The sequence below is a fragment of the Streptomyces sp. genome, assembly GCF_031181705.1.
In the GTDB taxonomy this organism is placed as follows: Bacteria; Actinomycetota; Actinomycetes; order Streptomycetales; family Streptomycetaceae; genus Streptomyces.
Genome location: NZ_JAPSKN010000073.1, coordinates 1 through 22,513 on the forward strand (window position 1 = coordinate 1; position 22,513 = coordinate 22,513).

A 22,513-nucleotide genomic window follows, 5' to 3' on the forward strand; every position below is an offset into this window, starting at 1 on the left:
TCGGTCATGGCCCGGGGCGGAGTGGCGGGCGAGGGCGGGACGTCCCACTGGGTCACTGTGGGAACACCATTGACGACCATGCGTGCCACGGGAGCGACCCGTTTCCCGCAGTCCAGGTCAGGACTCGTCGCGCCGGGGGTCGTCGTCCTTGTTCTTGTCGTCGTCGAGGGACTTCAGGAAGTCGGGGTTGTCGTCCGGCGCCACCCACTGCTGCCGGGAGCGGCCGCCCCGGACGCCGGACCAGCCGTCGGCGGCCGGGCTGCGCTTCTTGCCGGCGATCAGCCAGGAGATCGAGCCGACCAGCGGGAACAGCAGCACGAGGATCGCCCACAGCGGCTTGGGCATGTGGCGGATCTCGTCGTCCTTGGTGCTGATGCAGTCGATGAACGCGTACACGCTCAGCGCCAGCGGCACGAGGAACATCAGTACCCGGAGCATGCGCGGCCTCTCAGCGAAAGCGGTGGGTGGTTCCAGGCCAGCGTAGCCGCTCGGGGATACTGGACCCCATGGCTTACGACGATCTTCGCTCCCTGCTCAGGGCGCTGGAGCGCGAGGGCGACCTCAAGCGCATCAAGGCCGAGGTGGACCCGTACCTGGAGGTCGGGGAGATCGTCGACCGGGTGCAGAAGGCCGGTGGCCCGGCGCTGCTCTTCGAGAACGTGCGCGGGTCGAGCATGCCGCTCGCGATGAACGTGTACGGCACGGACCGGCGGCTGCTGAAGGCCCTGGGCCTGAAGTCGTACGCGGAGATCTCCGAGCGGATCGGCGGGCTGCTGAAGCCCGAGCTGCCGCACGGGTTCGTCGGTGTGCGGGAGGCGTTCGGCAAGCTCGGCGCGATGACGCACGTGCCGCCGAAGAAGGTCAAGGACGGCCCCGTGCAGGAGGTCGTGCTCACCGGGGACGACGTGGACCTGGAGCAGCTGCCGGCGTTGTTCACCTGGCCGAAGGACGGCGGGTCGTTCTTCAACCTGGGGCTCACGCACACCAAGGACCCCGAGAGCGGCGTGCGCAACCTGGGCCTGTACCGGCTCCAGCGGCACGACAAGCGCACCATCGGCATGCACTGGCAGATCCACAAGGACAGCCGCAACCACTACCAGGTGGCCGCGCGCCGGGGTGAGCGGCTGCCGGTCGCGATCGCCTTCGGGTGCCCGCCGGCCGTGACGTACGCCTCGACCGCGCCGCTGCCCGGGGACATCGACGAGTACCTGTTCGCCGGGTTCCTCGCGGGCAAGCGGATCGAGATGGTCGACTGCAAGACCGTGCCGCTCCAGGTGCCCGCGCAGGCCGAGGTCGTCATCGAGGGCTGGCTGGAGCCGGGCGAGATGCTGCCCGAGGGACCCTTCGGCGACCACACCGGCTTCTACACGCCGCAGGAGCCCTTCCCCGCGCTGAGGATCGACTGCGTCACGATGCGGAAGCGGCCGCTGCTCCAGTCGATCGTGGTGGGCAGGCCCCCGACGGAGGACGGGCCGCTGGGACGGGCGACGGAACGCTTCTTCCTGCCGCTGCTGAAGATCATCGTGCCGGACATCGTGGACTACCACCTGCCGGAGGCGGGCGGCTTCCACAACTGCGCGATCGTCTCGATCGACAAGAAGTACCCCAAGCACGCGCAGAAGGTCATGCACGCCATCTGGGGCGCGCACATGATGTCGCTGACCAAGCTGATCGTGGTCGTCGACTCCGACTGCGACGTGCACGACCTGCACGAGGTGGCCTGGCGGGCGCTGGGCAACACGGACTACGCCCGGGACCTGAGCATCGTCGAGGGCCCCGTCGACCATCTGGACCACGCCTCCTACCAGCAGTTCTGGGGCGGCAAGGCCGGGATCGACGCGACGAAGAAGTGGCCCGAGGAGGGCTACACGCGCGACGGCGGCTGGCCCGACATGGTCGAGTCGGACCCGGAGACGGCGGCGATGGTGGACCGCCGCTGGAAGGAGTACGGGCTGTGACCTCCGCTTCCGCCGCGATCCCGCAGCCGGGACGCACCAAGGCCTTCCTGCGTCTTGTGATGATCGAGCACTCGGTCTTCGCGCTGCCCTTCGCGTACATCGCCGCCCTGACGGCGATGTACGCGTGGGACAGGAACATCCACTGGGGCAGGCTGCTGCTGGTCACCGTCTGCATGGTGGGCCTGCGGACCTTCGCGATGGCCGTCAACCGGATCATCGACCGGGAGATCGACGCGCGGAACCCGCGCACGGCGCAGCGCGAGCTGGTGACCGGCGCGATGTCGGTGAAGCACGCCTGGACGGGCGCGCTGATCGCCCTGGCCGTGTTCCTCGGCGCGGCGGCCCTGCTCAACCCCCTGTGCCTGGCCCTGGCCCCCATCGCGGTGATCCCGATGGTGGTCTACCCGTACGGCAAGCGGTTCACGAACTTCCCGCAGGCCATCCTCGGCCTCGCCCAGGCGATGGGGCCGATCGGCGGCTGGCTGGCCATCTCGGGCTCCTGGTCGTGGGACGCGGTCATCCTGGGCCTCGCCGTCGGCATCTGGATCGGCGGCTTCGATCTGATCTACGCCTGCCAGGACGTGGAGACCGACCGCGAGATAGGCGTCATGTCCGTCCCGGCGCGCTTCGGCATCCCGGCGGCGATCTGGGGCGCGCGGGTGTGCCACGCCCTGACGACGGCCCTGTTCGTCTGGTACGCCCTGGCCACCGGCGCGGGCGCCTTCTTCTGGCTGGGCCTGCTGATCGTCGCGGCGGCGTTCCTCTACGAGCACACCATCGTCCGCCCCCACGACCTCTCCCGCGTGAACAGGGCGTTCTTCAGCGTCAACGGCTTCATCGGCATCGCCCTGTTCGTGTGCGCGCTGCTGGATCTGCTGGTGCGGGGTCTGACCGTGTGAATACGGTGCGGCCTACCATCGGGTGCAGGATCCCAAGGAGGCCGCCATGACCGTTTCGGACATCGACCGCCTGCACTCGCAGCTCAGCAAGCTGGAGGACATGTTCCCCGGCTATCTGACGGAGATTGTCGAGGGCAGCATCGTGATGAACCCGGTCAGGCCGTTCCACGGGAGGACCATCCAGCGGCTGTGGAACATCGTCGAGGAACAGCTGCCTGCCGAGTGGGCCCTGGTGAGCGATGTCGCTTTTCCGTTCGACGACGCCAATGAATTCTGCCCCGACCTTGCCGTCATCCCAGCGGAGGCGGAGGACGAGAATCGCAGCGCTTACCCGGCGGATCTGATCGAGCTCGTGGCCGAAGTGGTGTCACCGGAGAGCATTCGCCGCGACTACGAGGTGAAGCCTCGCCGGTACGCCTCGCGCGGCATCGCCAACTACCTGGTCCTCGACCCGCTCCAAGGGCATCTCGTGACCATGTGGAATCCCGGCCCCGACGGCTACCGCGGGCGAGACACCCTTCCGTACGGTCGCGAACTGACCCTCGACTCCCCGCTCGGCAAGCTGATCATCCCCACCACCCACCTTCCGGTCGACCGCAAGGCGCGCGACCGCGACTAAGGGCGCTCATCCCAGCTGGGCGCTCGGCTCGCTGCCCTGCGGCGGAAGGCGAACGCCGCCCCCACTCCCGCCAGCAAACCCAGCAGGTGGCCCTGCCAGCTGATGCCCGTCTGGGTGGGGGCCAGGCCCGTGAGGATCGAACCTCCCCAGATCGCGGCGATCAGGACGCCGGCCAGGATGCCCCAGGGGCGGCGCTCCACGAAGCCGCTGACCAGGAGGAAGCCGAAGAGGCCGAAGATCAGGCCCGACGCGCCCGCCGTGTTCGTGTGCGCCGGGGATATGAGCCACACGCCCAGGCCGTCGACGAGGACGATCAGCGCGCAGACGAGCAGGAAGCGGCGCAGGCCCGCCAGCGCCCCCAGGAAGCCCAGGACCAGCAGCGGCAGCGTGTTCGACACCAGGTGGGCGAAGCCGAAGTGGAGGAAGGCCGACGGGACGACGTCGACCAGCTCGGACGGGTCGCGCGGGGTGATGCCGAAGCCGTCCAGCGCGTGACCCGTCGCCACGTCGATCACTTCCAGCAGCCACAGCAGCGCGATCCAGGCCAGCATCAGCTTGCCCGCGGCCAGCGCGCGGTCCCCCGTCGACCACCCTTCACGCGGACCCGGCATGGCGACCCCCAGTGCTCGCTCGTCCTCTCCGTGCAACGGCCCGCACCCCTGGGCCGGTTCCCATCCGGCGACGCCGGATAGGCTCGGAGTCGTGAACCCAGTCAAGCCAGGCGAGACGCCGCGTACGCCTTGGATCGTAGGGGTGTCCGGCGCCTCCGGCACCCCGTATGCCGCCGCCGTGCTGCGGGCCCTGCTCGCCGCCGGCGAAAGCGTCGACCTCGTGGTGTCCCGGGCCTCCCGGCTCACCCTCCTCGACGAGACGGGGATCTCCTTCCGGGACGCCCACTGGCAGGCCGACCTGCGGGAATGGCTGTCCCGGGGCGCCGACGGCAAGCCGGACACCTTCTCCGTCGGCCTCGACGCCGTACGGCACTGGAGCGCCGGCGACCTGGCCGCCGGACCCTCCTCGGGGTCGTACCCCACCAAGGGCATGCTCATCGTGCCCGCCTCGACGGCGAGCGTGGCCGGCGTCGCGCTCGGGCTGTCGAAGGACCTGTTGCAGCGGGCGGCGAGCGTGACCCTCAAGGAGGGACGCAAGCTGATCGTGGCCGTACGGGAGACCCCGCTGAACGGCCAGACCCTGCGGCACCTGGTCACCCTCGACGACGCGGGCGCGACGGTCGTGCCCGCCTCACCCGCCTTCTACGCGGGCGCGACGCACATCCAGGACCTGGTGGACTTCGTCGCCGGACGCGTACTCGACGCGGCGGGCGTGCCGCACACGCTCTACCGCCGTTGGCAAGGTGAACTCGGCGGCGGAGCACACCGCGCCGGCTGAGCGGGCACACCGGAACTCATCGGACCACAGACAACTTCAGCGGAAGGCTTCGATCGCAATGGACGCGGTGGACAGGCAGCTCATCCAGGCCCTGAGGGAGAACGGCCGGGCCTCCTACGCGGAGCTGGGACGCCTCGTCGGCCTGTCGGGACCCAGCGTCACCGACCGCATCAACCGGCTGGAGGCGGCCGGTGTCATCACCGGCTACCGGGCCACCGTCGACGCGGCCTCCCTCGGCCTCGGCGTCACCGCCCTCATCGGCATCTCCCTGTCCGACGCCACGGACCACGAGGACGTGGCGCAGCGGCTGCGGGACCTGTCGGAGATCGAGGACTGCTGGTTCATCGCGGGCGACGACTCGTACATGCTCAAGGTGCGGGCGGCGGACGTGGACGGCCTGGAGAAGATCATCCGGCGGCTCAGCGGGACCAAGGGCGTCTCCCGGACGCGTACGACCATCGTGCTCTCCACGAAGTGGGAGAACCGGGTCGGGGAACTGCCCGAAGAGGTCTAGTCGTACGGTGGGGGACGTCTCCGTAGAAAGGTGTGGGCATGGATCTCGGGCTCAAGCGCGAGCTGGAGGAGAAGGTCAGGGCCGGTGAGCGCCTGACCCGTGAGGACGGCATCGCGCTGTACGAGTCGGACGACCTGGCCTGGCTCGGCGGCCTCGCGCACGAGGTGCGCACGCGCAAGAACGGCGACGTGGTGCACTTCAACGTCAACCGTCACCTCAACATGACGAACGTGTGCACGGCCTCCTGCGCGTACTGCTCCTTCCAGCGCAAGCCGGGGGAGAAGGACGCGTACACGATGCGCATCGAGGAGGCCGTCAAGCTCGCCAAGGCGATGGAGTCGGAGAACCTCACCGAGCTGCACATCGTCAACGGACTGCACCCGAACCTGCCGTGGCGGTACTACCCGCGGTCGCTGCGGGAGCTGAAGGCGGCCCTGCCGCACGTGTCGCTGAAGGCCTTCACGGCCACCGAGATCCACCACTTCGAGACCATCTCGGGGATGAGCGCCTCGGAGATCCTGGACGAGCTCATCGACGCGGGCCTGGAGTCGCTGACCGGCGGCGGCGCGGAGATCTTCGACTGGGAGGTCCGGCAGCACATCGTGGACCACCGCACCCACTGGGAGGACTGGTCCCGGATCCACCGGCTGGCGCACGAGAAGGGCCTGAAGACCCCGTGCACGATGCTGTACGGGCACATCGAGGAGCCGCGGCACCGGGTGGACCACGTGCTGCGGCTGCGTGAGCTGCAGGACGAGACCGGCGGCTTCCAGGTCTTCATCCCGCTGCGCTACCAGCACGACTTCGTGGACATGAAGGACGGCAAGGTCCGCAACCGGCTCCAGGCGCGCACGCAGATGGCGACGGGTGCGGAGGCGCTGAAGACGTTCGCGGTGTCGCGGCTGCTGTTCGACAACGTGCCGCACGTGAAGGTCTTCTGGGTGATGCACGGGGTGCAGACCGCGCAGCTGGCGCTGCAGCACGGCGCGGACGACATGGACGGGTCGGTCGTCGAGTACAAGATCACGCACGACGCGGACAACTTCGGCACGCCGAACAAGCTGACGCGTGAGGATCTGCTGGACCTCATTCGCGACGCCGGGTTCCGGCCCGTGGAGCGCAACACGCGGTACGAGATCATTCGCGAGTACGACGGGCCGGACCCGCTGCGGCGCGAGTCGCCGCAGCCGATGCGGGTGTGACGTCGTCGATTCCGGGTGCGGGTGCGCGGGGGCTGGTCGCGCAGTTCCCCGCGCCCCTGAGGCGGGTACCCGGCCGGCATGGTTGCCACCGGGGCGCCGGAAGACGCCTACACCGCTGAGCCCTTCGTTCCCGGTCGGGGTGGGTTGGCCGCCTTGCGTCGGGCCGCCGCCGGCTGCCGGGGGTGTCCGCTGCACCGGGACGCCACCCAGACCGTCTTCGGGGACGGGGACACCGGCGCGCGGGTGATGCTCGTGGGGGAGCAGCCCGGGGATCAGGAGGACCGGCAGGGGAAGCCGTTCGTCGGGCCCGCGGGGAAGCTGCTCGACCGGGCCCTGGCGGAAGCCGGCATCGACCCCGGTGAGGCCTATGTCACCAACGCCGTGAAGCACTTCAAGTTCACCCAGGCCGAGCCGCGCAAGCGGCGGATCCACAAGGCGCCGACCCTGCGGGAGATGACCGCCTGCGGGCCCTGGCTCGCCGCCGAGCTGGCGGTCGTGGAGCCGGAGCTGATCGTCGTGCTGGGGGCCACCGCCGGGAAGGCGCTGCTCGGGTCCTCGTTCCGGGTCACCCAGGTGCGCGGGACGGTGCTGGAGGAGGAGATCCACGGGCGGCCGGAGCGGCTGGTGCCGACCGTGCATCCCTCGGCGGTGCTGCGCTCCGACGACCGGGAGGCGGCCTACCAGGGGCTGGTGTCCGATCTGAAAGTGGCGGCACGGGCCTTGTCGTCATAGCTACAGTCCTGTCGTAATAGCTACAATCCCCGCATGCCCCTTACCTTCACGCTGGACCCGGCCGTCACCCCGGAGCTTCGCGACGGCATCCTCGACCTGTGGACCGATGCCTCCAACGCGGGCGGGGCCGTCGGCTTCGTGCCCCCGGTGACGCGTGAGGACATCCGGCCGCAGCTGGTCAAGCACCTCGCGGCCATGGCCGAGGGGCAGGTCCGGCTGCTCGTCGGGCACGACGACGAGGGACGGGTCGCGGCGACCGCGTTCCTCACCTTCAACACGCACCACCTGATGACGCACTGGCTGTGGCTGTACACGGTGATGGTGCACCCGCGCCACCAGGGCAAGGGGTACGGCCGCGATCTGCTCGCCGCGGCCGCAGACGCCGCCCGCGGGATCGACGGGATCGAGGCGATCCGGCTGACCTGCCGCGGCGGACTCGGCCTGGAGCGGTTCTACGCCTCGTGCGGCTACAAGGAGGTCGGCCGGATCCCGGGCGCCATCCGGGTCGCGCCGGGCGACGACCGCGACGACGTGATCATGCTCCTGCCGTTGCACTGACCCCTTCGCTGACCCCCCTGCAAGATCGGCCCTCCGGCGTGCTTCACTGGGCGGTGCCCCTTTGGGGGTGTTCCGGCCGTTCGAAACGGAAGAGTGGATTGAGATGCTCCGCTACACGCTGATGCGCCTCGGTGTCTTCGTGGGCTGCCTCGTCGTCGTCTGGGGCGCGGTCTACTCGGGCCTCGTCCCGCGCGGCCTGGGCGACAGCAACGGCCTGTGGGTCGTGCTGCTCGCGTTGCTGATCTCCGCGCCGATCAGCTTCGTCGTGCTGCGCAAGGAGCGCGACCGGGCGTCCATCCAGGTCGCGCAGCGCGTCGAGCGGATGAAGGCCAACCTGGACGCCAACCGCAACCAGGAGGACGTCGCCGACGACACCGCCCGGGCCCAGGGGCAGACCTCGTAAGGTCCCCTCCGCAGGCGTGCAGCGCCCCGTTTCCGCACATGCGCGGACACGGGGCGCTTTGCCTTGTATGGGTGTGTGTGACCCATCACCTATCAAAGCCAGGCTTTGGGGTCCTCAAAGCTCAGGTGTTAAGGTCCTGGTATGAAGTCAGCAGTCGTGCCTCATTCGCCCCTGAGCGCTCCGCTCGTGGCACGGCTGCACGTGGATCTCTGTCGGTGCGCGTCCGCTTTCTGTCGTCCCTGACGTAACGCAACCCCCGCCGCCCCACGTCAGTCCCCCCGTTACGCGTCCCCCCAACGGAGTCAGTCGCGTGTCCTCACGTCTGAAGTTCTTCAACGTCCCCTTCTGGGTCCAGATACTCTCCGGCCTCGTCCTGGGCGCCCTGCTCGGCTGGCTCGCCCGCAGCCAGGACCTGTCCTGGCTGGTCACCACTCTGGAGAAGGTCGGTGACACCTTCATCGGCCTGCTGAAGCTGGCCGTCGCACCGCTCGTCTTCTTCGCGATCCTGGTCTCGATCACCAACCTGCGGAAGGTCAACAACGCGGCCCGCCTGGCCTCGCGCACCCTCCTCTGGTTCATGATCACATCGCTGGTCGCGGTGAGTATCGGCCTCGTCATCGGCCTGGTGACCAACCCCGGCTCCGGTACCGGCCTCACGCCCAAGGACGGCGCGAAGCCCCAGACCACCGGCTCCTGGATCGACTTCCTGACCGGCATCGTGCCGACCGACGTCATCACGCCGTTCACCCAGCTGAACGTCCTGCAGATCGTCTTCATGGCCGCCGTCGCCGGTATCGCCGCCCTCCAGCTCGGCGAGAAGGCCCAGCCGATCCTCACCCTGAGCGAGTCCGTCCTCAGCCTGCTGCAGAAGGCGCTGTGGTGGGTCATCCGGCTCGCCCCGCTCGGCACGATCGGCCTGATCGGCTACGCCATCGCCACCTACGGCTGGGACCTGATCGGCAAGTACGCGACGTTCACCGCCGACATCTACGTCGGCTGCCTCCTCGTGATGTTCGGCGTCTACCCGACGCTGCTCGCCACCGTCGCCAAGGTGAACCCGATTCAGTTCTTCAAGGGCGCCTGGCCCGCGATCCAGCTGGCCTTCGTCTCCCGCTCGTCCGTGGGCACCATGCCGCTGACGCAGAAGGTCACCGAGCGGCTCGGCGTGCCGAAGGAGTACGCCTCCTTCGCCGTGCCGTTCGGCGCCACGACCAAGATGGACGGCTGCGCCGCGATCTACCCGGCCATCGCCGCGATCTTCGTCGCCCAGATCTTCGACATCCAGCTGGGCGTCGGCGACTACCTGCTGATCGCGTTCGTCTCGGTGGTCGGCTCCGCCGCCACGGCCGGTCTCACCGGCGCGACGGTCATGCTGACCCTGACCCTGTCCACCCTCGGCCTGCCGATGGAGGGTGTGGGCCTGCTGCTCGCGATCGACCCGATCCTCGACATGATCCGCACCGCGACCAACGTCGCCGGCCAGGCGCTGATCCCGGTCCTGGTCTCGGCCCGCGAGAACCTGCTCGACCGCGACGCCTACGCCACGGCCGACGGATCCGCCCTCGCCCTGGACGACGAGCCGCGTGACGCGCGGCCCGGGCGGGTGCCCGCCGCCGCCTGACGCGCCGGCGCACTGACGTGGTGAGGCCCCCCGGCCGGCCCTCCATCGGTTCATCCGACGGAGGGCCGGCCGGGGGGCCCGTACGCTAAGCGGTATGGGTGCCGTGAAGACGAAGCGGATGCCGCGTGCGGTCCGTGAACAGCAGATGCTGGACGCCGCCGTGCGCATCTTCGGCCAGCGCGGCTACATGGCCGCCTCGATGGACGAGATCGCCGAACTGGCGGGCGTGTCCAAGCCCTTGGTCTACCTGTACCTCAATTCCAAGGAAGACCTCTTCACGGCCTGCATCCGCCGGGAGGCCAAGGCCCTCGTCGAGGCGGTGCGCGCCGGTGTCCGGCGGGACCTGCCCGCCGACCGGCAACTGTGGGAGGGGCTCGGCGCGTTCTTCGCGCACACCGCCCAGAACCCCGACGCCTGGTCGATCCTGCACCTCCAGGCCCGTACGCACGGGGAGCCCTTCGCCGCCGAAGTCGCCGCGATGCGCGAGGAGATCGTCGTGTTCGTGACGCAGCTGATCCTCGCCGGCGCCCGCGAGGCGCACCGGGACCCGGACCTGCCCGAGCGCGAGGTCGCCGGGCTCGCCGAGGCCCTGGTCGGCGCCGCCGAGTCCCTGGCGGCCTGGGCCAACGCCACCCCGGGCGTCACCGCCCGCCAGGCCGCCGCGACCATGATGAACTTCGCCTGGGCCGGCCTCGGCGACCTCATGGAGGGACGGCCCTGGCCGCCCCCGGAGGAGCAGCCGGAGTCTCACGCCGGGTAGACCTCCCCCGTGACGTGGAGGCGATCGCCCCGGCCCCGCAGTGCGAACCGGCCGTGGTCGTCCGCCGCGTAGATCACCGTCCCCGGGAGCAGCACCGGTGCCCTGAAGTCCGCCCGGACGTGGCAGGAGTCGGGTGTGCCGTGCGCGGCGAGGCAGCGGGCCACCGTCCACATGCCGTGCGCGATGGCCCGGGGGAAGCCGAACAGCCGGGCGGTGAGCGGGTGGAGGTGGATCGGGTTGCGGTCCCCTGACGCGGCCCCGTAGCGGCGTCCGACGTCCCCGGCGAGCCGCCACTCGGCGACGGCGGGCAGCGGCTTGCGCGCCTCGTCCTCCTGGCGGGTCCCCGTGGCACGCCCGTGCCGTGCCAGGTACGTGCTCCGCGACTCCCACACGACGTCCCCGCCGGCGCGTGCCTCGGTGACGACCGTGGCCTGGGTGCCGCGCCGGTGCGCGGCCAGCCCCTCGACGTGGACGGCGAGTTCGTACGTGCCGGTGGCGGGCATCCTCGCGTGCCGGGTGGCCGTGATCGACGTGTGGACCAGACCGAGCAGCGGCAGCGGGAAGGCGCGCTCGCTCATCAGCCGCATGGCCAGCGGGAACCCCAGCACGTGCGGATAGGTCACCGGCAGCGCGTCCTCGCCGGTGGGGAAGCCGCACACCCGCTCGTACGCCGCGAGCCGCCCGAGGTCGACCCGCAGGCCGGGCAGCACGAGCCGGGTGCGCGGGAACTCCGCGTCCGGGGCGGGCCGTTTGAAGGGGGACAGCAGGGCACCGCGGGCCAGCAGCGGGGCGAGGGAGGGGGACCCGGTGAGGACGAGAGCGGCGCCGGCCATCAGGCCCCCAGCAGGCTCTGGCCGCAGACGCGCACGACCTGGCCGTTGACCGCGCCCGAGGCGGGGTGGGCGAGCCAGGCGGTCGTCTCGGCGACGTCGGCCGGAAGACCGCCCTGCGCCAGGGAGTTCATCCGGCGGCCGGCCTCGCGGATGAACAGCGGGACGGCGGCCGTCATCTTCGTCTCGATGAAGCCGGGCGCCACCGCGTTGACCGTCACGCCGTGCTCGTCGAGCGCGCGCGGGGCGAGGGAGCGGACCAGGCCGACGACGCCCGCCTTGCTCGCCCCGTAGTTGGTCTGGCCCGCGTTCCCGGCGAGACCGGCGATCGAGGCCGTGGCGACGACGGAGCCGCCGCGCTTGAGCGTGCCGGCCTTGAGCAGGGCGTCCGTGGTGCGCAGCACGCTGGCCAGGTTCACCTCCAGCACGGCGGCCCAGCGCTCGGCCGGCATGTTCACCAGTCGCCGGTCGCGGGTGATGCCCGCGTTGTGGATCAGCAGGTCCAGGCCGTCGGGGAGGGCCTCGGCGATCCGCGCGCCCGCGTCGGCGGCGGTGATGTCGAGCGGCAGGGCCGTGCCGCCGATCCGGTCGGCGACGCGCCGGGCGTCCTGCTCGGCCCGCGGCACGTCGAGGACGACGACATGGGCCCCGTCCCGCGCGAGCGTCTCCGCGACGGCCTCACCGATGCCCCGGGCGCCGCCGGTGACCAGGGCGGTGCGGCCGGCCAGGGGACGGTCCCCGTCCGGGGTGGCGGGGGGCTCCTGGAGCGGGCCCACCTCGATGACCTGGCCGCTCACATAGGCCGACTTCGGCGACAGCAGGAACCGGAGCGTCGACTCGGCGGCGGCCGCGTCCGTCAGCCGGACCAGGTTCACCGTCCTGCCCCGGCCGATCTCCTTGCCGAGCGAGCGCGTGAAGCCCTCCAGGGCCTGCTGGGCCGCGGCCTGGTGGTGGTCGGCCGGGTCGAGCGGCGCGCCGAGCACCAGCACGCGGCCGCTCGGGACGACCGACCCCACGGCCGGGTGCAGCGCCGCGTGCACCGCGGCCAGGCCCTCGACGTCCCGCACCCCGGTCGCGTCCAGGACGACGGCCGCCGCCCGCTGCGGACCGGCCGGGCCGAGTCCGGTCCGGGCGAGGACCGGTGCCAGGTCCAGGGCGGACGCCCCCGCGGTCAGGTGGCGCAGGCCCCCCGCCAGGGCGGGGTGATCGGGCGACCAGCGGACCAGCGCCGCGGGCTGCGGCAGCCCGAGCCGGCGGGTGAGGAAGCGGCCGGGCGCGGTACCCGTGAAGCGTAGATAGCGGTCGGCCATGCCAACTCCCAGTTCCGATGAAGGCTGTACGGGGGCGCTTGAGGGCTGTGCGGGGGCAATAATGCTTACTCTGGAGTAAGGTTACCGGAGGTAAGGCTATGTCACGGACGAGGAGCAGGTCGAGATGAGCCCCCAGCAGCTGTCGCCGTCGGTCCGGCGCGTGGCGATCGTCGGCGGAGCCCGCATCCCCTTCGCCCGCTCCGACGGCCCGTACGCCACCGCCTCCAACCAGCGGATGCTCACCGCCGCCCTGGACGGCCTGGTCGAGCGGTACGACCTGGGCGGGCCCGGGGCGGTCGGCGAGTTCGTCGCCGGCGCGGTCCTCAAGCACAGCCGCGACTTCAACCTGGCCCGCGAGACCGTGCTCGGCTCGAAGCTCCACCCGCGCACCCCCGCCTACGACATCCAGCAGGCCTGCGGCACCGGCCTCCAGGCCGTCATCGCCGCCGCCAACAAGATCGCCCTCGGCCAGACCGACTCGGCGATCGCGGGCGGCGCCGACACCGCGAGCGACGCGCCCCTCGGCGTCAACGACTCCCTGCGCCGGATCCTGCTGGAAGCCCGCCGGGCGAAGTCGCTCGGCGGGCGGATGAAGGCCCTGGCGAAGGTGCGCCCGGGCCACCTCGTCCCCGACATCCCGCGCAACGCCGAGCCGCGCACCGGTCTGTCCATGGGCGAACACGCCGCCGTCACCGCCCGGGCCTGGGGCATCGGCCGCGCGGCGCAGGACGAACTCGCCGCGACCAGCCACCAGCGACTGGCGGCGGCGTACGAACGCGGCTTCTTCCAGGACCTGGTGGTGCCCTTCCGCGGACTCGCCCGGGACCAGAACCTGCGCCCCGGCTCGACGGTGGACAAACTCGCCGCCCTCAAGCCGGTGTTCGGCCTGGACCACCCCGAACCGACCATGACGGCGGGGAACTCGACCCCGCTGACCGACGGCGCGGCGACCGTGCTGCTGGCGAGCGAGGACTGGGCCCGCGAGCGGGGCCTGGAGCCGCTGGCGTACCTCACCGCGTACGAGACGGCGGCCGTCGACTTCGTCGGCGGGGACGTCGCGGACGGTGAGGACGGCCTGCTCATGGCGCCGGCGTACGCCGTCCCGCGCATGCTGGAGCGGGCCGGTCTCAACCTGGACGACTTCGAACTCGTCGAGATCCACGAGGCGTTCGCCTCCCAGGTGCTGGCCACCCTCGCGGCCTGGGAGAAGCGCGGCCTCGGCACGGTCGACCGGGCCCGGCTGAACGTCGCCGGCTCCTCTCTCGCCACCGGTCACCCCTTCGCCGCCACCGGTGCCCGGATCGTGGCCACGCTGGCCAAGTTGCTCGCCGAACGGGACGCGCCCGCACGGGGGTTGATCTCCGTCTGCGCGGCGGGCGGGCAGGGCGTGACGGCGATCCTGGAGCGGGCCTGAACCGGCGGGACGCGGAACCTGAAAGACCCTCACGTAACCTCCGAGATTGCACAGGCCTGGCCCCGGACCATCCCCGAACCCGCACATGGCCGCCACGTGAGCGCCGTACGATCCCGTTCCCACCGTCAGTAACCCCTTTCCGGGGGTCGGGCGGTTGAGCGCCTCGGCGTGCGAGGCACGTACGTCATGCAGCAAGCAGTCCTTCGCTGCACGCCCCAGGAGCCGCCCGTGTCCACTGCGTATCCCTCCTCCGCCTACGGCGACGTGTACGGCGGACCGGTCCTGGTCGAGCCCGAGACCAAGCGGCTCGACGGAGCGGTGCGGGAGGCGTCCGTGCCGCCGCTGGCACCGCCGTGGACGCACGGCTCGCTCGCCGACCTGCCGTTCGACAACGCGAGCGCGTCCCCGGACGCGGTGGCGCTCAGCCGCAAGGACGCCGACGGGCGCTGGAACGACGTCACCGCGGCCCGGTTCGCCGGACAGGTGCAGGCCGTGGCGAAGGGGCTGATCGCCGAGGGACTGATGCCGGGCGACCGGGTCGCCGTCATGGCCCGCACGATCTACGAGTGGACCGTCCTGGACTTCGCCGCCTGGGCCGCCGGGCTGGTCACCGTCCCCGTCTATCCCACCTCCTCCGTCTTCCAGGCCCGCTGGATCCTCCAGGACTCCGGCGCCGTCGCGCTCCTCACCGAGACGACCGCACAGGCCGCAGCCCTCGGCCCCGAGCGCGCACGCCTGCCCGACCTCAAGCACGTGTGGGTCGTGGAGAAGGGCCATGTGGACCGGCTCGCGGAGGCCGGGACGCACCTGACCGACCAGGAGGTCGAGGTGCGGCGCGGCATGCTCGGCCCCGACACCCTCGCCACCCTCATCTACACCTCCGGCACCACCGGCCGCCCCAAGGGCTGCGCGCTCACCCACGGCAACTTCTTCGCCGAGGTCGACAACGCCATCGAACTGCTCTACCCCGTCTTCAGGGCCAGGACCAGCGAAGAGGCCTCGGTCCTGCTGTTCCTGCCCATGTCGCACGTCTTCGGACGCATGGTCGCGATCGCCTGCGTCCGGGCCCGCGTCCGGCTCGGGCACGCGCCGAGCATCAAGGCCGAGGACCTCCTGCCGGACCTCGCCGGCTTCCGGCCGACCTGCCTGCTGGCCATCCCGTACATGCTGGAGAAGGTCTTCAACTCCGCCCGCGCCAAGGCCGAGGCGAGCGGCCGGGCCACGTCCTTCGACCGGGCGGCGGCGGTGGCGCAGCGCTACGGAGAGGCGGTGGAGGCCCACCAGACGGGCACCGGCCCCGGCCCCTCCCGCGCCCTGAGAACCGCCCGCGCCTTCTACGACCCGCTGGTCTACCGCCGCATCCGCAACGCCATGGGCGGCCGGGTCCGCTACGCCATCTGCGGCGGCTCGCCGCTCGGCCGCCGCCTCGCCGCGTTCTACGCGGGCGCCGGCATCGAGATCTTCGAGGGCTACGGCCTGACGGAGACCACCGGCGCGACGACCGTCACCCCGCCCCTCAAACCCCGTCTGGGCACCGTCGGCTGGCCCCTGCCCGGCACCCGCGTCCGGATCGCCGCCGACGGGGAGATCCTCGTCGCCGGCGACCACGTGCTGCGCGGCTACTGGGACCCGCAGGCCGGCGGTGTCGTCCCCGCCGCGCCCGACGGCTGGCTCGCCACCGGCGACATCGGCGAACTGGACGACGAGGGCTACCTGACCATCACCGGCCGCAAGAAGGAACTCCTGATCACCGCGGGCGGCAAGTCCGTCGCCCCGGCCCCTCTGGAGAACTGGCTGCGCTCGCACCCCCTGATCTCCCAGTGCATGGTCCTGGGCGACGGCCGCCCCTACGTCACGGCGCTGATCACCCTGGACGAGGCGGGCATCACCCACTGGCGCCGCATGAACGGCAAACACCCCGTCCCGCCCGCCCTCCTGGTCGACGACGAGGAACTGCGCGCCATCCTCCAACGCGCCGTCGACGAGGCCAACAAGCTCGTCTCCCGCCCCGAGTCCATCCGCCGATTCGCCGTCCTCCCGCAGGACTTCACGGAGGACGAGGGCCACCTCACGCCGACGATGAAACTCCGCCGCGAGACGGTCCTGCGCGCGTTCGCGACGGAGGTGGAGGGCTTGTACGCGCGGTGAGCCACCTTCGCGGAGTCTTCACACCTGGTCCTTGACGACGCACGGTGTCTCCCCGTTGGCTTTCTGCCACCTCGTCGCGATGCCCCCCATCGGAAGGCAGCACCAGTGAAAGCGCGTTACACCCGCCGGGCCACCGTGCGTCACCTCTCCATAGGCCTGGCGGTCTCCGTGTCGGCCCTGTCCCTCGCCGCGTGCGGTGACGGCGGAAGCGATGACGCGGCCGGCGGGAAGCGGGGCAACGACATCACGGTGGGGCTGCTGCTGCCCGACCGGGACACCGCGCGCTTCGAGCGGTTCGACTACCCGCTCATCAAGCAGGAGGTCGCCTCCCTCACCGACGACCAGGGCAAGGTCCGCTACGCCAACGCCGAGGCCAGCGTCTCCCGGCAGAGCGAGCAGTTCCGGCAGATGATCGCCGACAGGGTGGACGTCATCCTCGTCGACGCGCTGAACTCCAAGGCCATCGCCCCCGACGTGCGCAAGGCCAAGGACGCGGGCATCCCGGTCGTCGCCTACGACCGGCTCGCCGAGGGACCCGTCGACGCGTACGTCTCCCACGACAACGAACTCGTCGGGCAGGTGCAGGGCCGCGCGATCATCGGCGAACTCGGCGCGAAGGCCGAGAACAGCAAGGTCGTCATGATGAACGGCGACCCCGCCGACCCCAACACGGCACGCTTCAAGAGCGGCGCGCTGAGCGAACTCCAGGGCCAGGTCGACATCGTCGAGCAGTACGACACCAAGGAGTGGAAGCCCGCGATCGCCAAGGCCAACATGGAGAAGGCGATCAAGGCGGTCGGCCTGAACGACATCGCCGCGGTCTACTCGGCCAACGACGGCATGGCCGGTGCGGTCATCGAGGCGCTCAAGGAGGCCGGCGCCACCAGGATGCCGCCGGTGACCGGGCAGGACGCGAACCTGGACGCGGTGCAGCGGGTGGTGTCCGGGGAGCAGTACATGACCGTGTACAAGTCCTTCCTGCTGGAGGCGACCAACGCCGCGAAGATCGCCGTGGCCAAGGTCCAGGGCCGTTCCATCGAGTTCGCCGCCCTGACCCGGGAGACGGTCGACAGCCCGACGCAGAAGAACATCCCGGCGATGCTGGTGCCGGTGGTCGCCCTCACCAAGGACAACATCGAGGAGACCGTGATCACCGACGGCGTCTACACGGTGAAGGAGATCTGCACGGCGAGGTACCGGGCGGACTGCGCGGCCATCGGACTCGGATAGGCCGGCTCGCACGGGCCTTGCGCACTGCACGGACCTTCGGACACCCGCCCGGCACGTACGACGCCGTCCCTCCCGGCGCCGCCGGTGGCACCGGGACCGCCGCCGCCGGGACGACCGCCGCGCTCACCGCGGCATGCCAAGCACTGAGCCGCGTCGTCCCGGAGAAGCGCCGGCCCCCGGCGGCTCGGCCGGCCGCTCCGGCGCGGAGACCCCAGGTCCCTCACTGCCGAGGTGATCCCGGCGCGGTCGGCGTCCCGGACAGGCCCGCCGAGGCCGCCGCCCAGCGGGCCGCCGTGGCCGGCCCGGACGTCCCCGCCGACCGGCAGCGGCTTCCTCCCGGAGCTGCCCGGCGCGGCCCGCCGGGCCCTGGGCGCTGTGAGGGGATCCGGCTGCCAGGGCGGGTGCGGGCAGGGCATCCCGGCGGTGCCGGACCGATGACGAGGCGGCTGCGGCTGCGGCCGGAGAAGGCTAGGCGCGCGGCCTGCGGGCCACCAGGGCCGCCTGGCGGACGGGCTCCCCGCGCTCCTCGTCGGCCTCCCGTACCGTCCGTGCCCGCACGGTGAAGCCGGCCCCTTCCAGCAGCGCGGCCATCCGCTCCGGCCGGCGGCGGTGGAAGCTCAGGGACACCCGGTGGCCGAAGGCCTCCTCGTAGCGGCGGGGCTCCTCGCCGTACTGGAAGCCGAGGAGCAGATGCCCGCCCGGGCGCAGGACGCGGTGGAAGCCGGAGAAGAGGGCGGGCAGGTGCTCCAGGGGCGTGTGGATCGTCGAGTACCAGGCCACGACCCCGTCCAGCGAGGTGTCCGGCAGGTCCAGGTCCAGCATCGAGCCCTGCTCGAACCGCAGTCCCGGATGCTCGCGCCGGGCGATCGCCAGCATCGACTCCGACACGTCGAGCCCGAAGACCGACAGCCCCCGGGACGCCAGGTACGCCGTCACCCGCCCGGGCCCGCATCCGAGGTCGGCGACCTCGCCGCCCTCGCCCACGAGCTCCGCGAACCCGTACAGCAGGCCCAGGTCCAGCGGTGTGGTGGCGTCCCGGAAGGCCTCGGCGTACTCCTCGGCCACGGTGTCGTAGAAGGCGCGGGTCTCGGTCAGGAAGTCGGCGTCGGTCATGGGCCGTGACCCTACTGCGGCCCACTGACAGCGCAGCCGGGCCACCGGCGTCCCGGCCCGCAGCTTTCCCCGGTCGGCCCGCTGTTCTTCCGGTGTTTCCCCGGCCGTCCGCCGTCCCGCAGGCCGAATTCGTCCGGAGTTCATCCGGCGAAAGGGCCCGAAAAGGGCAGGAGCCCCGTCGCCTGTCGGCGCGGGGCTCCTTGGGTACTACTGATCAGACCGGCGTGACGTTCTCAGCCTGCGGGCCCTTCGGACCCTGCGTGACGTCGAAAGACACCTGCTGGTTCTCCTCCAGGGACCGGAATCCCTGCGCATTGATCGCGGAGTAGTGGACGAAGACGTCGGGGCCGCCGCCCTCCTGGGCGATGAAACCAAAGCCCTTTTCGGCGTTGAACCACTTCACGGTTCCGGTAGCCATAAGCCCTCCTTGGGCTCAAAAGGGTTGCCCTGCTCCAGAACCAGCAAGTGTGAAGATGAATTCTGCACAACTGCATATGTCTGAGAATGACGAGAGCCCGCGGTCACATGCTCCGCAGGCTCTGTACTGCAAGGGAAACCAAACTGCAACTTGCGACGAGCCTAGCACGCGGACCCCGGAATGCAATAGGGGTCAAGATCACGTCACCCGGATGTTTGAACATCCCCCCGCCGACTGGCGGTACGGACGCGATCGGCGGACCGCGCCCCGACGGCGGGGCCGGACGCGGGCCGGTGAGCCGTGAGGGCTAGCCTCACGATGTGGACAATCCTCGCACCCGGCCGCGCGTCGGCCACATCCAGTTCCTGAACTGCCTGCCCCTGTACTGGGGGCTCGCCAGAACGGGCACGCTCCTCGACTTCGAGCTCACCAAGGACACCCCGGAGAAGCTCAGCGAGAAGCTGGTGCAGGGCGATCTCGACATCGGTCCGGTCACCCTGGTCGAGTTCCTCAAGCACGCCGACGACCTGGTCGCCTTCCCCGACATCGCCGTCGGCTGCGACGGCCCGGTCATGTCCTGCGTGATCGTCTCGCAGGTCCCCCTGGACCAGCTGGACGGCCGCCGGGTCGCCCTCGGCTCGACCTCCCGCACCTCCGTCCGCCTCGCCCAGCTGCTCCTCGCCGAGCGCTACGGCGTCCAGCCGGACTACTACACCTGCCCGCCCGACCTCAGCCTGATGATGCGGGAGGCCGAGGCCGCCGTCCTCATCGGCGACGCGGCGCTGCGCGCCAACATGGTCGACGGGCCCCGCTTCGGCCTGGACGTGCACGACCTGGGCGCGCTGTGGAAGGAGTGGACGGGGCTGCCGTTCGTCTTCGCGGTCTGGGCGGCGCGCCGCGACTACGCCGAGCGCGAGCCGGTCATCACGCGCAAGGTGCACGCGGCGTTCCTCGACTCCCGCAACGTCTCCCTGGAGGAGGTCGGCAAGGTCGCCGAGCAGGCCGCCCGCTGGGAGGCCTTCGACGAGGAGACCCTCGCCCGGTACTTCACCACCCTCGACTTCCGCTTCGGCGGACCCCAGCTGGAGGCGGTCGCCGAGTTCGCCCGGCGGGTCGGCCCGACGACCGGCTTCCCGGCCGACGTGAAGGTGGACCTGCTCCAGCCGTGAGCGCGGCGGTGCTCCGGCACTACCCTGCTGACAGGTGCAGGCGTGCCGGGGCCGGGGAGCGCCCCCCGCGCCTACGGGGGAGGGGTGACGCCATGCGGCCGCTCGACGTCGACGAACCCACGGTGGTGGGTCCCTACCGGCTGCTCGGCCGGCTGGGCTCCGGCGGCATGGGCCGGGTCTACCTGGGCCGCAGCGCCGGGGGCCGTACGGTCGCGGTGAAGATCGTGCATCCGCACTTCGCGCTGGACGAGGAGTTCCGGGCGCGCTTCCGGCGCGAGGTGGAGGCCGCACGCCGGGTGGGCGGCGCCTGGACCGCGTCCGTCCTGGACGCCGACCCGGACGCCCGGGTGCCGTGGGTGGCGACGGCGTACGCCGCCGGCCCGTCGCTGTCCGCCGCGGTCGCCGACGGCGGGCCCCTGCCCGCCCACACCGCACGGGCACTCGGGGCGGGGCTCGCCGAGGCGCTGGCGGCGGTGCACGAGCTGGGGCTCGTCCACCGCGACGTGAAGCCGTCGAACGTCCTGCTCACCCTGGACGGGCCGCTGCTGATCGACTTCGGCATCGCCCGGGCCACCGACGGCACGGCGTCCCTGACGTCCACCGGAGTCTCCGTCGGCTCGCCCGGCTACATGTCGCCCGAGCAGATCCTCGGCAAGGGCGTCACGGGCGCGGCGGACGTCTTCTCCCTGGGCGCGGTCCTCGCGTACGCGGCGACCGGCGAACCGCCCTTCCCCGGTGACTCCTCGGCGGCCCTGCTCTACAAGGTGGTGCACGAGGAACCGGAACTCGGGCCGCTGGACGGGGAGTTGCGCGCCGTGACGGCGGCCTGCCTGGCCAAGGACCCGGACGCACGGCCGACCCCCGCGCAGGTGGCCCGGCGGCTCGCGCCTGAGGGTGCGGCCCGGCTGGTGGCGGGCGGGTGGCTGCCGGGGACGCTGGTGGAACAGGTGAGCCGCAGCGCCGTGCGCCTGCTGAACCTGGAGGCGACGGGGACGAGCGCGCCCTCGGGGCCGGTGGGGTTCAGCCGTCCGTCGGTGGGGGAGGCGGAGACCGGCGGGGCCATGGAGGTCGCGGGGGTGTCCGGGCCGCCGGTCGCGGGGGTGTTCGGGCCGCCGCCGGTGATGGTCGGGCCGACGGCCGCACCGCCCGCACCGGTATCAGAGGCCCCGGCCCCCAGCGTCGTACCCGAACCCCGCGACGGGCACCGCGAGGACACCGTCGTCCCCTCCGAAGGCCGGCGGCCCGGCAGGGTCTCCGTCTCCGTCGCCGCGACCTCCACGCCCGGCGGCGAAGGGCGGACACGGCGGCTGAGCTGCACCGTCGCGCTGGCCGTGGCGGGGGCGATGGCCGCCGTGACGATCGGGTCGGTCCTCGTCCTCGACCTGCTCCCCGGCGGCGGGGACGACGCGGGTTCGGGCAGCGACGACGCCTACTCACCGCCCGGGGCGACCGCGAGCTCCGCCCCCTCCGGTGCCGTGCCCGCCGCCTACCTCGGCACCTGGGAGGGCCAGGGCACCGCCCTCGACGGCAGGCTGCCGCTCGGCACCTTCCGGATCACCGTCCAGCGGGCCGCCGTCGGCCAGGAGTTGGGCCGCCTGCGCCAGACCGACCAGCTCGGCGGCGTCTGCGTCGACATCCTCACCCTCAAGCAGGTCACGAAGAAGGAGCTGGTCGCGACGTCGGTCGGCGCGAAGACCAACCACAGTGGCTGCAACCCGGCCCCCACCACCGTCCGCCTCATCCCGACGGGCGACGATCTGCAGTACCGCTCGCAGAGCGCGGAGTCGGGACGTCCGCAGGCCCGGCTGTCGAAGGTGCGGTAGCGGACGACCTGCGCACGTGCCGGGCGAACAGGACCAGGAGGAGCGCGATCACCGCGAGGGTGGCGGCCAGACCGACGGCCCACAACCACGGGAAGTGCACCCGCACCCCGGGGCGAAGTCGCCCCGGAGCTCGTGCCCCAGTAGTTCTCGATGAGGACCACCGGCATCAGCAGGCCGACGAAGCCGGGGAGCACCACGCAGCTCCAGCCACAGCCCCGGTCCCGCTCCTTCGCCTCAATCGGTGCGCGGCCGGCCGGGCCGGTGCTCGTACCGCGGCGCCGCCCCCGCCGCCCTCCTCCGCCTCGGCTTCGCCGAACCGCCGCTCACCGCCGCTCACCGCCAGCCTCACCCCGGGACGACGACCGTGCGCAGCTCCCCGTCGCCGAGGTGGAGCATGCCCTTG

General features: G+C 71.6%; 23 protein-coding genes. 17 read left to right on the forward strand and 6 right to left on the reverse strand.

The genetic code is table 11. The features are described from left to right. Positions 1 to 117: 117 nt before the first annotated feature. Positions 118 to 438, reverse strand: a complete 321-nt coding sequence (locus RIN80_RS15810) for a PLD nuclease N-terminal domain-containing protein (RefSeq protein WP_309096237.1) — start codon at positions 436 to 438, stop codon at positions 118 to 120. 68 nt (positions 439 to 506) lie between these two features. On the opposite strand from RIN80_RS15810, the gene RIN80_RS15815 reads away from it, so the two are divergent. The 3 genes from RIN80_RS15815 to RIN80_RS15825 are packed head-to-tail and all read left to right on the forward strand — an operon-like array spanning position 507 to position 3,476. Next, positions 507 to 1,958 carry a menaquinone biosynthesis decarboxylase gene (locus tag RIN80_RS15815; RefSeq protein WP_309096238.1) on the forward strand — a complete coding sequence of 484 codons (1,452 nt, stop codon included), beginning with the start codon at positions 507 to 509 and terminating at the stop codon, positions 1,956 to 1,958. Then, positions 1,955 to 2,857 carry a menaquinone biosynthesis prenyltransferase MqnP gene (mqnP, locus tag RIN80_RS15820; RefSeq protein WP_309096239.1) on the forward strand — a complete coding sequence of 301 codons (903 nt, stop codon included), beginning with the start codon at positions 1,955 to 1,957 and terminating at the stop codon, positions 2,855 to 2,857. The genes RIN80_RS15815 and mqnP overlap by 4 nt, the downstream gene beginning before the upstream one ends. Positions 2,858 to 2,903: 46 nt before the next feature. Next, positions 2,904 to 3,476, forward strand: coding sequence for a Uma2 family endonuclease (locus RIN80_RS15825; protein ID WP_309096240.1), 573 nt, complete (start codon positions 2,904 to 2,906; stop codon positions 3,474 to 3,476). Here the strand turns inward: RIN80_RS15825 and RIN80_RS15830 are convergent. After that, on the reverse strand, positions 3,473 to 4,087 hold the full coding sequence (locus RIN80_RS15830) for a rhomboid family intramembrane serine protease (protein WP_309096241.1): 615 nt from the start codon (positions 4,085 to 4,087) through the stop codon (positions 3,473 to 3,475). The genes RIN80_RS15825 and RIN80_RS15830 overlap by 4 nt on opposite strands. 91 nt (positions 4,088 to 4,178) lie before the next feature. Here RIN80_RS15830 and RIN80_RS15835 point away from each other — a divergent pair, with 91 nt between their 5' ends. The 9 genes from RIN80_RS15835 to RIN80_RS15870 all read left to right on the forward strand — a co-directional run bounded on the left by RIN80_RS15835 (position 4,179) and on the right by RIN80_RS15870 (position 10,655). After that, a complete protein-coding gene (locus RIN80_RS15835) occupies positions 4,179 to 4,865 on the forward strand; it encodes a UbiX family flavin prenyltransferase (protein WP_309096242.1) in 687 nt (228 codons plus the stop codon). Positions 4,866 to 4,923: 58 nt separating this feature from the next. Then, entirely contained in the window at positions 4,924 to 5,379 is a 456-nt protein-coding gene (locus RIN80_RS15840; protein WP_094056892.1) for an Lrp/AsnC family transcriptional regulator, read from the forward strand. Between the two features lie 38 nt (positions 5,380 to 5,417). Further along, a complete protein-coding gene (gene mqnE, locus RIN80_RS15845) occupies positions 5,418 to 6,581 on the forward strand; it encodes an aminofutalosine synthase MqnE (RefSeq protein WP_309096243.1) in 1,164 nt (387 codons plus the stop codon). Positions 6,582 to 6,659: 78 nt separating this feature from the next. Continuing rightward, positions 6,660 to 7,313: a UdgX family uracil-DNA binding protein gene (locus RIN80_RS15850; RefSeq protein ID WP_309096244.1), complete on the forward strand. Its 654-nt coding sequence runs from the start codon at positions 6,660 to 6,662 to the stop codon at positions 7,311 to 7,313. 33 nt (positions 7,314 to 7,346) lie between these two features. Next, a complete protein-coding gene (locus tag RIN80_RS15855) occupies positions 7,347 to 7,871 on the forward strand; it encodes a GNAT family N-acetyltransferase (protein WP_309096245.1) in 525 nt (174 codons plus the stop codon). A 103-nt stretch (positions 7,872 to 7,974) separates the two neighbouring features. Further along, complete coding sequence (locus tag RIN80_RS15860) at positions 7,975 to 8,274, forward strand: DUF4229 domain-containing protein (RefSeq protein ID WP_309096246.1); 300 nt, start codon at positions 7,975 to 7,977, stop codon at positions 8,272 to 8,274. 141 nt (positions 8,275 to 8,415) lie between these two features. Then, positions 8,416 to 8,517 (forward strand): putative leader peptide, encoded by a 102-nt coding sequence (locus RIN80_RS26580; RefSeq protein ID WP_311241034.1) that lies wholly within the window; start codon positions 8,416 to 8,418, stop codon positions 8,515 to 8,517. A 67-nt stretch (positions 8,518 to 8,584) separates the two neighbouring features. Beyond that, positions 8,585 to 9,895, forward strand: a complete 1,311-nt coding sequence (locus RIN80_RS15865) for a dicarboxylate/amino acid:cation symporter (protein ID WP_309096247.1) — start codon at positions 8,585 to 8,587, stop codon at positions 9,893 to 9,895. A 94-nt stretch (positions 9,896 to 9,989) separates the two neighbouring features. Next, entirely contained in the window at positions 9,990 to 10,655 is a 666-nt protein-coding gene (locus RIN80_RS15870) for a TetR/AcrR family transcriptional regulator (RefSeq protein WP_309096248.1), read from the forward strand. On the opposite strand, the gene RIN80_RS15875 is transcribed toward RIN80_RS15870, so the two are convergent. After that, the gene (locus RIN80_RS15875; RefSeq protein WP_309096249.1) at positions 10,643 to 11,488 is read right to left on the reverse strand and encodes a MaoC/PaaZ C-terminal domain-containing protein; all 846 of its coding nucleotides are present in this window, start codon (positions 11,486 to 11,488) and stop codon (positions 10,643 to 10,645) included. The genes RIN80_RS15870 and RIN80_RS15875 overlap by 13 nt on opposite strands. Further along, a complete protein-coding gene (locus tag RIN80_RS15880; protein WP_309096250.1) occupies positions 11,488 to 12,795 on the reverse strand; it encodes a 3-oxoacyl-ACP reductase in 1,308 nt (435 codons plus the stop codon). The genes RIN80_RS15875 and RIN80_RS15880 overlap by 1 nt, the downstream gene beginning before the upstream one ends. A gap of 124 nt (positions 12,796 to 12,919) precedes the next feature. Here RIN80_RS15880 and RIN80_RS15885 point away from each other — a divergent pair, with 124 nt between their 5' ends. The 3 genes from RIN80_RS15885 (at position 12,920) to RIN80_RS15895 (ending at position 17,587) form a co-directional block, all read left to right on the forward strand. After that, positions 12,920 to 14,209: an acetyl-CoA C-acetyltransferase gene (locus RIN80_RS15885; RefSeq protein WP_309096251.1), complete on the forward strand. Its 1,290-nt coding sequence runs from the start codon at positions 12,920 to 12,922 to the stop codon at positions 14,207 to 14,209. Between the two features lie 228 nt (positions 14,210 to 14,437). Beyond that, entirely contained in the window at positions 14,438 to 16,357 is a 1,920-nt protein-coding gene (locus RIN80_RS15890) for an AMP-binding protein (RefSeq protein WP_309096252.1), read from the forward strand. A 105-nt stretch (positions 16,358 to 16,462) separates the two neighbouring features. Continuing rightward, the gene (locus RIN80_RS15895; RefSeq protein WP_309096253.1) at positions 16,463 to 17,587 is read left to right on the forward strand and encodes a substrate-binding domain-containing protein; all 1,125 of its coding nucleotides are present in this window, start codon (positions 16,463 to 16,465) and stop codon (positions 17,585 to 17,587) included. Between the two features lie 468 nt (positions 17,588 to 18,055). Here RIN80_RS15895 and RIN80_RS15900 read toward each other — a convergent pair whose 3' ends face one another. Together RIN80_RS15900 and RIN80_RS15905 are read right to left on the reverse strand one after the other, a co-directional pair. Next, positions 18,056 to 18,700, reverse strand: a complete 645-nt coding sequence (locus RIN80_RS15900; protein ID WP_309096254.1) for a class I SAM-dependent methyltransferase — start codon at positions 18,698 to 18,700, stop codon at positions 18,056 to 18,058. 214 nt (positions 18,701 to 18,914) lie between these two features. After that, a complete protein-coding gene (locus RIN80_RS15905) occupies positions 18,915 to 19,118 on the reverse strand; it encodes a cold-shock protein (protein ID WP_003974443.1) in 204 nt (67 codons plus the stop codon). Between the two features lie 320 nt (positions 19,119 to 19,438). Here RIN80_RS15905 and RIN80_RS15910 point away from each other — a divergent pair, with 320 nt between their 5' ends. Both RIN80_RS15910 and RIN80_RS15915 read left to right on the forward strand, forming a co-directional pair. Continuing rightward, positions 19,439 to 20,287 (forward strand): menaquinone biosynthesis protein, encoded by an 849-nt coding sequence (locus RIN80_RS15910; protein ID WP_309096255.1) that lies wholly within the window; start codon positions 19,439 to 19,441, stop codon positions 20,285 to 20,287. 92 nt (positions 20,288 to 20,379) lie between these two features. Beyond that, complete coding sequence (locus RIN80_RS15915; RefSeq protein WP_309096256.1) at positions 20,380 to 22,110, forward strand: protein kinase; 1,731 nt, start codon at positions 20,380 to 20,382, stop codon at positions 22,108 to 22,110. Positions 22,111 to 22,513 lie beyond the last annotated feature (403 nt).

Bases quoted from the DNA above. Each gene is read 5' to 3' on its own strand.
- RIN80_RS15810 (WP_309096237.1), bottom strand. From the start codon at position 438: ATGCTCCGGGTACTGATGTTCCTCGTGCCGCTGGCGCTGAGCGTGTAC.
- RIN80_RS15815 (WP_309096238.1), top strand. From the start codon at position 507: ATGGCTTACGACGATCTTCGCTCCCTGCTCAGGGCGCTGGAGCGCGAG.
- RIN80_RS15825 (WP_309096240.1), top strand. From the start codon at position 2,904: ATGACCGTTTCGGACATCGACCGCCTGCACTCGCAGCTCAGCAAGCTG.
- RIN80_RS15830 (WP_309096241.1), bottom strand. From the start codon at position 4,087: ATGCCGGGTCCGCGTGAAGGGTGGTCGACGGGGGACCGCGCGCTGGCC.
- RIN80_RS15840 (WP_094056892.1), top strand. From the start codon at position 4,924: ATGGACGCGGTGGACAGGCAGCTCATCCAGGCCCTGAGGGAGAACGGC.
- mqnE (WP_309096243.1), top strand. From the start codon at position 5,418: ATGGATCTCGGGCTCAAGCGCGAGCTGGAGGAGAAGGTCAGGGCCGGT.
- RIN80_RS15850 (WP_309096244.1), top strand. From the start codon at position 6,660: ATGGTTGCCACCGGGGCGCCGGAAGACGCCTACACCGCTGAGCCCTTC.
- RIN80_RS15855 (WP_309096245.1), top strand. From the start codon at position 7,347: ATGCCCCTTACCTTCACGCTGGACCCGGCCGTCACCCCGGAGCTTCGC.
- RIN80_RS15860 (WP_309096246.1), top strand. From the start codon at position 7,975: ATGCTCCGCTACACGCTGATGCGCCTCGGTGTCTTCGTGGGCTGCCTC.
- RIN80_RS26580 (WP_311241034.1), top strand. From the start codon at position 8,416: ATGAAGTCAGCAGTCGTGCCTCATTCGCCCCTGAGCGCTCCGCTCGTG.
- RIN80_RS15870 (WP_309096248.1), top strand. From the start codon at position 9,990: ATGGGTGCCGTGAAGACGAAGCGGATGCCGCGTGCGGTCCGTGAACAG.
- RIN80_RS15875 (WP_309096249.1), bottom strand. From the start codon at position 11,488: ATGGCCGGCGCCGCTCTCGTCCTCACCGGGTCCCCCTCCCTCGCCCCG.
- RIN80_RS15880 (WP_309096250.1), bottom strand. From the start codon at position 12,795: ATGGCCGACCGCTATCTACGCTTCACGGGTACCGCGCCCGGCCGCTTC.
- RIN80_RS15885 (WP_309096251.1), top strand. From the start codon at position 12,920: ATGAGCCCCCAGCAGCTGTCGCCGTCGGTCCGGCGCGTGGCGATCGTC.
- RIN80_RS15900 (WP_309096254.1), bottom strand. From the start codon at position 18,700: ATGACCGACGCCGACTTCCTGACCGAGACCCGCGCCTTCTACGACACC.
- RIN80_RS15905 (WP_003974443.1), bottom strand. From the start codon at position 19,118: ATGGCTACCGGAACCGTGAAGTGGTTCAACGCCGAAAAGGGCTTTGGT.
- RIN80_RS15915 (WP_309096256.1), top strand. From the start codon at position 20,380: ATGCGGCCGCTCGACGTCGACGAACCCACGGTGGTGGGTCCCTACCGG.